The organism is Hanstruepera ponticola (genome assembly GCF_012931685.1).
Lineage (GTDB): Bacteria > Bacteroidota > Bacteroidia > Flavobacteriales > Flavobacteriaceae > Hanstruepera > Hanstruepera ponticola.
On the sequence record NZ_JABANC010000002.1, the window covers coordinates 593,058 to 605,726 of the forward strand.

At 32.3% G+C, this 12,669-nt stretch carries 11 protein-coding genes; 9 read left to right on the top strand and 2 right to left on the bottom strand.

Going from position 1 to position 12,669, the window contains the following annotated elements:
• Positions 1 to 61: 61 nt before the first annotated feature.
• The 6 genes from HGK31_RS08715 to HGK31_RS08740 all read left to right on the top strand — a co-directional run bounded on the left by HGK31_RS08715 (position 62) and on the right by HGK31_RS08740 (position 7,081).
• Positions 62 to 1,795, top strand: coding sequence for a M14 family metallopeptidase (locus HGK31_RS08715; RefSeq protein WP_191859379.1), 1,734 nt, complete (start codon positions 62 to 64; stop codon positions 1,793 to 1,795).
• A 64-nt stretch (positions 1,796 to 1,859) separates the two neighbouring features.
• Entirely contained in the window at positions 1,860 to 3,389 is a 1,530-nt protein-coding gene (locus HGK31_RS08720; protein ID WP_104734547.1) for a carbon-nitrogen hydrolase family protein, read from the top strand.
• The gene (locus HGK31_RS08725) at positions 3,386 to 3,625 is read left to right on the top strand and encodes a CBU_0592 family membrane protein (RefSeq protein ID WP_191859380.1); all 240 of its coding nucleotides are present in this window, start codon (positions 3,386 to 3,388) and stop codon (positions 3,623 to 3,625) included. Before HGK31_RS08720 ends, HGK31_RS08725 begins: the two co-directional genes overlap by 4 nt.
• 93 nt (positions 3,626 to 3,718) lie before the next feature.
• Complete coding sequence (locus HGK31_RS08730) at positions 3,719 to 5,164, top strand: RimK family protein (RefSeq protein WP_191859381.1); 1,446 nt, start codon at positions 3,719 to 3,721, stop codon at positions 5,162 to 5,164.
• A gap of 1 nt (position 5,165) precedes the next feature.
• On the top strand, positions 5,166 to 6,389 hold the full coding sequence (locus HGK31_RS08735; protein ID WP_191859382.1) for a glutamate-cysteine ligase family protein: 1,224 nt from the start codon (positions 5,166 to 5,168) through the stop codon (positions 6,387 to 6,389).
• Entirely contained in the window at positions 6,386 to 7,081 is a 696-nt protein-coding gene (locus HGK31_RS08740) for an N-formylglutamate amidohydrolase (protein ID WP_191859383.1), read from the top strand. The genes HGK31_RS08735 and HGK31_RS08740 overlap by 4 nt, the downstream gene beginning before the upstream one ends.
• 52 nt (positions 7,082 to 7,133) lie before the next feature.
• Here the strand turns inward: HGK31_RS08740 and HGK31_RS08745 are convergent, their stop codons facing one another.
• Positions 7,134 to 7,787 (bottom strand): CBM20 domain-containing protein, encoded by a 654-nt coding sequence (locus HGK31_RS08745; protein WP_191859384.1) that lies wholly within the window; start codon positions 7,785 to 7,787, stop codon positions 7,134 to 7,136.
• 242 nt (positions 7,788 to 8,029) lie between these two features.
• Here HGK31_RS08745 and HGK31_RS08750 point away from each other — a divergent pair, with 242 nt between their 5' ends.
• Genes HGK31_RS08750 through HGK31_RS08760 form a run of 3 tightly spaced genes read left to right on the top strand, consistent with a single transcriptional unit; the run spans position 8,030 to position 11,385 of the window.
• Complete coding sequence (locus HGK31_RS08750; protein WP_191859385.1) at positions 8,030 to 8,395, top strand: Hpt domain-containing protein; 366 nt, start codon at positions 8,030 to 8,032, stop codon at positions 8,393 to 8,395.
• The gene (locus HGK31_RS08755; RefSeq protein ID WP_191859386.1) at positions 8,388 to 9,167 is read left to right on the top strand and encodes a LytR/AlgR family response regulator transcription factor; all 780 of its coding nucleotides are present in this window, start codon (positions 8,388 to 8,390) and stop codon (positions 9,165 to 9,167) included. The genes HGK31_RS08750 and HGK31_RS08755 overlap by 8 nt, the downstream gene beginning before the upstream one ends.
• A 1-nt stretch (position 9,168) precedes the next feature.
• On the top strand, positions 9,169 to 11,385 hold the full coding sequence (locus HGK31_RS08760) for a tetratricopeptide repeat-containing hybrid sensor histidine kinase/response regulator (protein WP_191859387.1): 2,217 nt from the start codon (positions 9,169 to 9,171) through the stop codon (positions 11,383 to 11,385).
• Positions 11,386 to 11,434: 49 nt separating this feature from the next.
• Here HGK31_RS08760 and HGK31_RS08765 read toward each other — a convergent pair.
• Positions 11,435 to 12,669, bottom strand: a 1,235-nt coding sequence (locus tag HGK31_RS08765) for a T9SS type A sorting domain-containing protein (RefSeq protein ID WP_191859388.1), incomplete at its 5' end; no start/stop codon positions are given.

Below are 12,669 nucleotides of genomic sequence, written 5' to 3' on the forward strand. Positions count from 1 at the left end.
TAAGAAGCACAAGTTTATATTGGTTTAAATTGATTAAGTTTACTTTTTAAAATACCTATTCATGAATAGAATTTTTAGTTTACTTCTTGTTTTTTTAATTTCAATAAATCTTTTGGCTCAAAGTAAAAAAGACTTCAATACCGTTTTTGAAAAGAGTAACGGAACAGAAACGGCGACCTATCAACAAACAATTTCATATTATCAGAAGTTAGCCAACACGTATCCCGAAATTAACATACAAACTATGGGCCTTACAGATTCTGGTGAACCTTTGCATGTAGTGACTTTAAACCCAGACAAGGAATTTGATTTTGATGCTGTTAGGACTAATGAAAGAATTTTACTTATTAATAATGGTATTCATCCAGGAGAAAGCGATGGTGTTGATGCCACGATGATGTTGTATCGTGATCTTGTTCAAGGGAAAATTAACATGCCGAAACATACGGTTTTGGCAACCATTCCTATATACAATGTTGGTGGTAGTCTGAATAGAAATTCAGGAACACGTGCCAATCAAAATGGGCCAATAGAATATGGATTTAGAGGTAATGCCAGAAACTACGATTTAAATCGTGATTTTATAAAATGTGATACCGAAAATGCTAAAACCTTTGCACAAATATTTCATTTAGTTAAGCCTGATGTCTTTATAGATAACCATGTAAGCAATGGAGCCGATTACCAATATACATTAACCCACTTATTTACACAACACAACAAACTAGGCGGTTCACTAGGTAATTATTTACATACTGAATTAATGCCACAACTAGAAAATAAGCTAACAAAAAAAGATTGGGATATCACGCCTTACGTCAACGTATTTAATCAGATTCCTGAAAAAGGTTTTAGTCAGTTTATGGATTATCCTAGATATTCAACGGGTTATACTACATTGTGGAATACGTTAGGTATGATGGTTGAAACTCATATGTTAAAGCCCTATAAACAACGTGTAGAAGGTACTTATGAACTCATGATAAGTATGATAGAAATTATTGAAGAAAATCATGATGCAATAAAAGTCAACAGACAATTGAGCTTTATGAAGTTTCAAGCCAACAATTCATATACTCTTGATTGGGAAATAGATACATCTCGAACAAGTACATTACATTTTAAAGGTTATGAAGGTGAATTTATCGAGAGTGAAATAACAGGAGCCAAACGTTTAAAGTATAATCGAGAAAAACCTTTTACTAAAGATGTAGTTTATAAAAACTATTTTAAACCCAAAATTGAAGTAACCGTACCAAGAGCTTATATCATACCAAAAGGTTGGCACCATATTATTGATTTGTTGAAATTAAATCAAGTTGAAATGAAACGCTTTGAAAAGGACACCACCATTCTAGTTGAATCGTATAAAATATCTAATTACGAAACACGCAAAACTGCTTACGAAGGGCATTATCCACATTACAATACTGAAGTAACTTCAACGAATAATGAAATTGCTTTCAAAAAAGGCGATTGTTTTATTAAAACCAATCAATCTGCTTTAAGGTACTTATTAGAAACTTTAGAACCCCAAGCGCCTGATTCGTTTTTTAATTGGAATTTCTTTGATACCATTCTACAGCAAAAAGAAGGCTTTTCACCTTATGTTTTTGAAGATGAAGCTCTGGATATTATAAATAACAATCCAGAACTAAAAACGGAATTCGACAAAAAGAAAGAAACAGATTCTGAATTTGCAAGTAACTGGTATTCCCAGCTTAATTGGATTTTTGAACGTTCCAATCACTACGAAAAGTCACATTTACATTATCCCATTTATCGGATAAATTAATAAAAATAATATTGGTTTTATTCATTATAATTTCGATTACCTTTACATAATTAATTTGCAACAAATGAAACCTCAAGACATAGAAAATATTGAACTCGAGTACCTAACTTTAAATGATTATCAGGAACTTAAAGGCGCCATGCAAGAAGCCTATAAGTCCATGCCTAATTTGTATTGGAGAGAGCATCAAATAAAAACATTGATTGAAAAATTCCCTGAAGGTCAAGTCATCATTAAAGTAAATAATCAAATAGCTGGATGTGCATTATCTATTATTGTTGACTATGATAGTATTGATGATATTCATACCTATGATGATATAACTGGTAATTACACCTTTAACACGCACGATGCTAAAAAAGGTGATGCTTTGTATGGTATTGATGTCTTTATAAAACCTGAATTTAGAGGGTTACGACTTGGAAGGCGTTTATATGATTACCGAAAGGAGTTGTGTGAAAAATTAAACTTAAGAGGCATTGCTTTTGGTGGTAGAATTCCAAATTATCACAAGCATGCAGCTGAAATGACGCCAAAAGAATACATTGATAAAGTCAGACGAAAAGAAATTCACGATCCCGTACTAAATTTTCAAATTTCAAATGATTTTCATCCTGTTAGAATTTTGAAGGGCTATTTAGAAGACGACAAAGCTTCTGGCGAATATGCTGTACTATTGGAATGGGATAATATTTATTATGAAAAACCTACTAAAAAAGCGGCTACTAAAAAGAAAGTCGTGAGGTTAGGATTAATCCAATGGCAAATGCGATTGTATAAAGATATGGACGAACTTATGCAACAAGCCGAATATTTTATTGATGCTGTTGCTGCCTATCGTTCTGATTTTGCTTTGTTTCCAGAGTTTTTCAATGCGCCATTAATGGCAGAAAACAACCATTTATCAGAATCGGAAGCCATTAGAAAATTGGCTGAATTTACCCCTATAATCGTTCAGAAATTTTCTGAATTTGCAATAACTTATAACATCAATATTATTACAGGCAGTATGCCAGAGATTAAAGATGATTTACTCTATAATGCAGGTTATTTATGCAGACGTGATGGTTCTATAGACCGATATGAAAAACTTCACGTCACACCAGATGAAGCCAAAGTATGGGGTATGCAAGGAGGCTCAGAAATTAAAGCCTTTGACACCGATTGCGGCAAAATAGGCATATTGATTTGTTATGATTCAGAATTCCCTGAATTAAGCAGGTTGTTGGCAGATGAAGGTATGGATATTCTATTTGTACCTTTTTTAACGGACACTCAAAATGGCTATTCTAGAGTTAGACATTGTGCACAAGCAAGAGCCATAGAAAACGAGTGCTACGTTGCCATTGCTGGTAGTGTTGGTAACTTACCAAAAGTACATAATATGGATATTCAGTTTGCACAATCTATGGTATTTACACCTTGTGATTTTTCATTTCCAGCCAATGGCATAAAAGCAGAAGCCACAACAAATACCGAGATGATTTTAATTGCTGATGTTGACATTGATTTGCTGCGAGAACTCAACCAATTCGGCAGTGTTAGAAATTTGAAGGACAGGAGAAAAGATATTTTTGAACTACGCAAAAAATGACTTTCATAGACTGGTTAGGTTTTATTGGTGTTTTTTTAATATTGCTTGCCTACTTTTTAAACGTATCAGGCAAACTAAAAAGCACCGATTTGCCATTTATATTACTTAATTTAATTGGAGCTGGAATAGCTTGCCTTGCCTCTATTTTACTCCATTATATACCTTTTATTCTTTTGGAAGGAGCCTGGACATTAATATCCGTGATTACACTTTTTAAATATTTAAAAAACAACTAGTTATATAATTAATAATTATCTATTCCATTTGTAAAACGTGTCAAAAAATAACTTAATATTGCAAAAATTTTATATCGCATTTTTGCGCATTTAATGAATAAATATATTGTTGTTAATCAACCTGAAAAATGGCATTTTTCGATTGAGAACATTACCGTAATATCTTCGCAAGATTATCTTACAAATCCAAAGTACTCACTGTTAAAAAAAGCACGAATTTTTAATTTGTGTAAAGACTATTCCTATCAATCAAAAGGTTATTATGTATCGCTTTTGGCTGAAGCTCGTGGACATATGCCAATTCCAACTGTAAAAAACATTGTGGATCTAAAAGCCTTAAAACTTGTTCGTATTGTATCTGATGAATTTGATGATGTTATTCAACAAAGTCTAAAAAACATTAAATCACAGGAATTCACGTTAAGCATTTATTTTGGCCAGAATGTTGCTCAAAAATACAAGGAATTGAGCGCTCTATTTTACAAACATTTTCAGGTTCCGTTTTTAAGAGTAAAATTTAATCATACTACAAAATGGCATGTTCAAAACATTAGAGCCATTTCAGAATCCGAAATACCAGCAGAGCATTTTGAAAGTGTACATATTTTTGCGAATCAGTATTTTTCAAAAAAACGCTATGATACCCCTAAACTTGTTACTTCAGATTTCGATTTAGCCATTTTGGTAAACCCTAATGATCCTGCTCCTCCCAGTAATCAAAAAGCCCTAAAAAAATTTATTGATCTTGCTGAAAAGATGAATATTTATGCAGAAATCATTGAACCCAAAGACCTCTCGCGATTATCTTCTTTTGATGCTTTGTTTATACGTCAAAGTACTGAAGTGAATAACGAAGCTTATGCCTTTGCCCGAAAAGCACAGCAAGAAGGGATAGCTCTCGTTGATTATCCGGATGCTATTTTAAAATGTTGTAATAAAGTATATATGGCAGAAGCGTTGAAAAATGCCAATATAGATACTCCAAAAACAGTTATTGTTCACAAGGACAACAGAAATCAAACTTTAGATATGGTTGGATTACCCTGTGTACTCAAAGCTCCAGATTCCACGTTTTCTTTTGGAGTAAAAAAAGCTAAAACTGAAGAGGACTTTCAGACCTTGGTATCAGAAATGCTCAAGGAATCCGATTTAATTATTGCGCAAGAATTTTGCCCATCAGATTATGATTGGCGTATTGGTATTATTGACGACAATCCCTTCTATGCCTGTAAATATTATATGGCAAAAGGACATTGGCAAATTTACAATTGGAATGCCAAGAAAAAAGATGATCAAGATGGCAATGCGGAATGCTTACCAATTGAAAAAGTGCCAAAAAAAGTACTAAATATGGCCTTAAAGTCTGCCAGACTCATGGGTAAAGGTCTTTATGGTATCGATATTAAGGTGGTAAACAACAAACCTATGGTCATTGAGATAAATGATAATCCGAATATAGATTTTGGCGTAGAAGATTTACATTATGGTGATGCTGTTTATACTGAAATTCTCTTAGCATTTAAAACCCGATTAGATTAAGATGGGCAAGAAATATCATTTATTTGAAGTTTACGGTATTGAACTTGAGTATATGTTGGTTTATAATAACTTGAAACCAGCTCCAATTGTTGATAAACTACTTACTAAAAAAAATGGCACATTAACTTCAGATATAGAAAATGGCGCGATTGCTTGGAGTAACGAATTGGTGGCACATGTTGTAGAGTTAAAAACCAATGGACCTACACCAGATCTTAATAATTTATCTGATTTATTTCATCAAAATATTTTAGAAATAAATACGCTTTTAAAGCCCTTAAACTCACAATTATTACCAACTGCTGCGCATCCTTTGCTAAATCCGTTACAGGAGACAGAGCTGTGGAAGCATAGCTATAGTGAAGTTTACGAACTATACAACCGTATTTTTAATTGTAAGGGACATGGTTGGAGTAATGTTCAAAGTACGCACATCAACTTACCTTTTTATGATGACAAGGAATTTGAAAAATTACATGCTGCTATTAGAATTATTTTACCATTAATTCCGGGTTTATGTGCGAGTTCGCCTATTTTGGAAGGCAAAAAAACTGGCTTTAAAGACACGCGTTTAGAATACTATAAAACCAATCAGAAAGAAATTCCAGAATTAACGGGTTTGGTAATTCCAGAGCGCGTTTTTACGAAGGTAGATTATTATGCAACCATTTTTGAACCTATAAAAAGTGCTATTAGACCTCATGATACCAAAAAAATACTGGATCATCACTTTTTAAATTCTCGTGGCGCCATTGCACGTTTTGATAGAAACGCTGTTGAAATACGTCTAGTAGATATTCAGGAATGCCCAAAGGCCGATATTGCGATTTGTGTTTTAATCATAGAAGTCATCAAACTACTTGTAGATAAACAATTAGGTTCTTTACAGCAACAAAAAAAATGGCTCAAGCAAGAACTATTTGACATTTTAAACCCGATAATTAAGGATGCCGAAAGTTTTGTTATAGACAATATTGATTACTTGCGTTTATTCAAATTAGAAAACCCTGTCTCGGTACAAAGCCTTTGGAAACATTTGTATGCTCTGGCTAAACAAAACATTCACAAATCGCATCATGACACCTTGGAATTCATTTTAAATGAAGGGACATTGGCGACTCGCATTTTAAATGCAATGGAAAATAACCATACTGAACAGTATATAAAACACACCTATACAAAACTTGCTGAATGCCTTCAGGAAAATAAGCTTTTCAAACCGTGAAACTCATTTTAACTTGTGAACATGGTGGAAACTCGATTCCAATCGAATTTTTTGAATATTTTAAAAAACATCAATCGGTATTAAACTCACACAGAGGTCTGGATATTGGAAGTTTAGATTTATTTCACTCTTTAAAACCATTATCCGATTTTTCGCTCTATAGTGAGATAAGTAGATTACTCATTGAACTAAATAGGTCGCTACATCATAACGCGTTATTTTCTGAATTTTCAAAAAATCTTTCAAAAGCAGACAAAGAAAAGCTCATTAACAGTTATTATTTAGACTACAGAAACAACGTTGAGAATCAAATTAGAAACTATATTAACATTAATGAACATGTTCTACATATTTCAGTACACTCTTTTACGCCTATTTTAAATAATAACTTAAGAAATTGTGATATTGGCTTATTATATGATTCAAGACTTTCGTCAGAAAAACAATGGAGCAAGAAATTAAAACTAAGTATCTTAAAAAGCAATCCTAATTATAACATTAGATTTAATTATCCATATTTAGGAAAAGCAGATGGTTTCACCACGTATTTAAGAAAACAATTCCCTTGCAACTACTTGGGAATTGAGCTTGAGGTCAACCAGAAATTCGCTAAAGCAAACATGATGTCCTCGCAATTAAAAAGTGATCTGTTATCTGCCATACATTTAACAATAAACAAAGAACACCCCTAAAAAATGAGGTGCTCTTTTCTTAACTAAAAAATGGTTGGTTGATTAGAAAGTGTTATTCTACCGATATACCCGAGTTTTGGCTTAAACGCATAGTTTTATATTCTGTAGCTTCTGTACAACCAATAAATTCGAAGTTTTCGTCATACATGGCTTGAGCATTACTTACTTTACAATGTCCGTTAGCAGATTCATTTGAAGCGTTTTCACCTGTAGGCATGTACAAGGTAAATACTAACCCTGGAATTGGCTCAAATACTACTACTTCATATTCACTTATGAAATTATAATTGAAAGTTCCTAATGGACCCTCTACACAATCACTCGAATAAGTAGTTGAAAACGTTGCCAAGTCAATTACTGCCGCAGAGGGATTATTCGTATGGATTGAAAAGCGTGCTCTACCATTGGGCATAGCTTCGATACTTCCTGTACCACCAATAATATATAAGCTTTCTCCTGTATTGGCCGCATAGGACAAATTAAAACCATCGTCTAATAACATAATTCCATTCCCAGTGTTTCTTTCTAAATCTCCAGATGCAATAAACTCTCTAAATTCCGAGCTTGATTGCAAGATTTTAATATTTTCTGATAAGTTTCTAGTATTTTCTAACGTAATGTTTTGCTCAATGGGCTCAGATAATTCTTCAGTATTACAACTAAATGTAAATAAAGCCATGGCGATAATTAAAATTGAATTTTTCATGATTGGTTGATTTTAGATTAATAGTTATTTGTTGATTTAGCATTTTAGATTCTCAAATCTGAAACCAATATTAAACCATCTAAAATGATAAAACCAGAGTTTTTTATCGAGCGACACAAACTTTGTACGTATGGTTTATCAAACGGCAAAAACCGTTAGCTAAACCGCTTGATTACTTGTTTTTCAACGTATTAATAATTGCTGTATCTTTAAACTACATTCTACTTAAGAAATTAATAGCCATGAATAAAGAACGAAATACAACTTTTATCAATCTCGATAATGTTATTTCCATATCTAGAGGAAATACAAATCGCATGATAAAATATTTGAACCAATTCCAAGAACTTATTCCAGAACGCTTACAGCAACTTAAAAAAGCACTAGACAATAATGACCGTAAACAAATTCGTCAAGTGCTTCATAAAATGAGTCCTCAACTACAATTTTTTGGTATTCAAGATATTATTAAACCCATACAAAGACTTGAATTTGAGTATGATACCATGTCTTTTTTAGAATTAGAAGCCCTTGGTAATGATATAATTTATAAATTAGAAGGAGCAACCAAAGAGGTTTCACAAATTATTGAATCGCATTTTGAATAACTTTCAGCCAACTTCCAAAACCATTAAATGTGTCATAATTGATGATGACCCTTTTATTCAAGAGTTATTAAAGGATAAACTCAACCAATATTTTCCAGATATTAACATTGTAGGTTTAGGAAATGATGGCAAGGAAGGTTTAGAAAATATTATCTTATTAAAACCAGATCTTGTTTTTTTAGATGTTGAAATGACTGATATGACTGGATTTGAAATGCTATCCAGACTTGATACCATTAACTTTAAAACCATTTTTATTACCTCATATAAACATTATGCTATAAAAGCTATTCGCTTTAATGCATTAGATTACCTTTTAAAACCTTTCGATTTAGAAGAATTAAAAAATGCCATAAAACGCTTTAAATCTAATTACCACAAAGTAGGGAAAAGTGAACAAGTTGGTTTAGCACTAAACAATTTAAATACTAAAAACATTTCTGATCAAATTCTACCCTTAAAAACACAACAAGGCGATTTACATTTAGCTTTAAAAGACATCATTATTATTGAAGGCGACCGAAATTATAGTATTATACACCTGATTAGCAATAGAAAAGAACTTGTATCGAAAACCTTAAGTGATTTAGAAGATTTATTATCCAATAAAGGCTTTTTTAGATGTCATAAATCGTACATAATTAATAAAACACATATTGTTGACCAACCCAATAGTATTTCAATTAACATATCAAACGGAATGAATATTCCTATTTCTAGGCGTAAAAAAGAGTCCTTTGTTAATTGGTTCAAAACAGCTAAAGTGTTATAAGATGAAAAGCACTTTAATAACATCATTCCTAATTTTCTATTTTAGTTTAATTAATGCTCAAGAAAAAACATATCAACAGCAGCTTGATAGTATTGTTACTGAATTAAAAAATGCTCAAGAAAAAAACAACTTGGGTTCAGAAATTTCAAACAGACATAATCTTTTTTTACTCCATCTAAAAAATATTGATTACAATAAAGCCTTTCTGAATGGAAAAAAGCTCGAAGAAATTCTAGAAAAAAACGCTACCCATGATTCTGCAGTAAAAATAGCTCCATACTTCTATAAAAAAATGGGATGGCTATTAGCAGCACAAGTCCAATATGAACGCAGTATTGAATATCATCAAATGGCCATTGAAAAAGCTAAAGCTCAAAATTTGAATGCGGTAGTTTTTGACTCAAAAGGGTCTATTGCTTTTTATAGCCATATCCTTGGAAAAGAACAAGAAGCGCATGACCTCGTTAACTTGCTCATGAAAGAAGCTGAATCTAAACGCGATAGCAATTTAATCTCACAAGCGCATTATTTATATTATTTGCTTTTTAAAGAAGAGGATAACTACCAAAAGGCTCTTTATCATATTAAAAAAAGTGAACCTGGTCCATCAGATGGAGAAATCGCGTTTAGAAAAATAAATATTGGTACAGCCTATTTTAATTTAAAAGCATTTGATAGTGCCATATATTATACTAATATAGGTCTTAAAATAGCTGAAAGAAATAATGAATTTCAAATTCAATCAAATGCACATGTTCTACTCAAACAAATTTATGTAGAGGTAGGTGATCATGAGAAGGCCATGGAACATACTTTAAAGTTTGAAGCTATTTCTGAAAAATCTGGGTCTTATAAATCTGGTATGGAATTGGTTGGCATCACTAATAAAATTTTAGAGGAAAAAATCAATTTACAAGATCAATTAACTTCACAAAAAATAGCCAATCAAAGGCTTATCATTTACATAAATATTTTTGCTTTTTTAGTTTTGTTACCCATAGTTTTCACATTAATAAACCGAATCAAATTGGTCAGAAAACAAAAGCTGATAATTGAAAATGAAAAACAACGTGCAGAGCAGTCTGAAAAATACAAAGAGCAATTTTTAGCCAATATGAGTCACGAGATTAGAACACCTATGCATGCCATTTCAGGAATGACAAATAGTCTTTTAAGAAATAAGCATCTCAACGAACAAGTCACATATTTAGAGGCTATGAGAACAAGTTCAGACAATCTTCTGGTATTATTAGATGACGTTTTAGATTTATCAAAAATCGAATCTGGAAAACTAGAAATTCAACATGTTTTAATGAATCCAAAAGCCATTATAGAAAGTGTGATTAAAACTTTACAATACCGAGCCCAAGAAAAAGCACTTAAAATAAACTATGAAATAGCTCCTGATGTACCTGATCAAATTATAGGAGATTCATTACGACTAAATCAAATCTTGATTAATCTAGTAGGAAACTCGATTAAATTTACCGATGAAGGTTCAATTCAAATAAGCTGTTCACTTCAAACACCGCAAACCATCCTTTTCTGCGTTACAGATACTGGAATAGGAATATCTAAAAATAAACTAAAAACTATTTTCAATTCATTTGAACAAGGCGAAAAGTCAAAATCACAAATATTTAAAGGTACTGGTTTAGGATTGAGTATATCGAAAAAATTGGTCGAATTACAAGATGGCGAAATATGGGTAGAGAGTGAAGAAGGTAATGGTAGTCAGTTTTGTTTTACCCTACCACTACTAGATAAACCCACCGAAAATATAACCAAAGCTATTTTAACGGAACCCGAACTTTTAGAAATTGGGTCTAAATTACAGGGTATACAGATTTTATTGGCTGAAGATGATGAGTTTAATACTATGGTGATTGAAGATGATTTGAATTATTTCATTAAGAAATTTACCTTGACAAAAGCAAAAAATGGTAAAGAAGCATTGGAATACTCCAAATCAAATACATATGACATTATATTAATGGATTTGCACATGCCTGTTTTAAACGGTATTGAAGCTACTATTGAAATCCGTAAATTGGAACTAAATAAAAATTCAATTCAATCAACACCCATTTTAGCCATGACAGCCAATATTGTAAAGTCAGAACTTGATAAATGTATTAAGTCTGGTATGAATGCTGTTATACCAAAACCCTATAAACCCGAACAATTACTCGTAAAATTATCTGAATTTTTTCCATAAAAAAAGCCCCAATTAAGGGGCTTAAGAAAGTCATAATTTTTCTTTTTCATTATCTATTAATCAAAACTTTCTTTGAAATTGTTCTGTAATCAGATTCAAAATTAAGTATATACATACCATTCTTTAAGGCGCTTGTATTAATACTCTTTGAACCCGTGTCAAATGTCATTCCATTGCCCGATAAAACTTGTCTTCCAGTCATATCAAGTATTTTAAAACTCATTATTTCGTCATCAAACAATCGGATATTCACATTTAAATCATTGACCACGGGATTAGGAAACATTCTAATTTCAGAATGAGTATCAATAAAATCCTTTTCAAATGATTTATAACTATCATGATTATTTACATATGATGCTAAATTGGAATTATCATTTCCATTTTTATGGAAATAGTATTCTATAAAATCACAAATCCAATCGTAGGCTAAAACTAAATTTATAGCTCCGGCAACATCTAGTGAGGCGCAAATTTCATTATCTGTCACTAAATTCACAACGTCAAAACCTGTAGTTACGCCAATTTCAACCACACTTAAATCAAGCGTACTTGGATCATACACTAAACTGTGAATTCTATAAAAGCCTCTATTATTAACGGTAAATTCTGGGGAAGTTGAAACATTTAATATAGTTAAAGAAAAAGCCTCCGTTAAAACAAATAATTGTTGGAAGCCGTCTGGAATAATTGCCGCTTCATCTTGAGATGCCATCAAAGTAGCAGCACCATCATTCAAGCAATTCACAGGGTTCATAGAATACATGGTTCCAGAATAAGCAACACATACATTATCCTTAACATGCACTGGAGCACCAGGTACATCTAATGATGCACAAATACCATTGTCATTTATCAAGTTCAATACATCTACTCCTGTAGTTACTCCTGGCTCTACAACACCTAAATCTAATGTCTCTGGATTGTATACCAATGTGTGAATGGTGTAATCTCCTGACTCACTTACTTCAAAGCTTGGCTCACCACCTGCATTAACTATCACTAATCCTGATCCTTGTGTTAAGACATAAACTGTGTTGTATCCTGCTGGTACATTTGAGTTGCCATCTGGTGTAGCTGATAACGTAGCCATACCATTTACTAACTCTACTGAAGACATATCGGCTGTTAATGTACCTGCGTCTGCCATGCATTCCATTACGGAAATTGGAGCACCTGGCACATCTAATGATGCACAAATACCATTGTCATTAATCAAGTTCAATACATCTACTCCTGTAGTTACTCCTGGCTCTACAACACCTAAATCTAATGTCTCTGGAT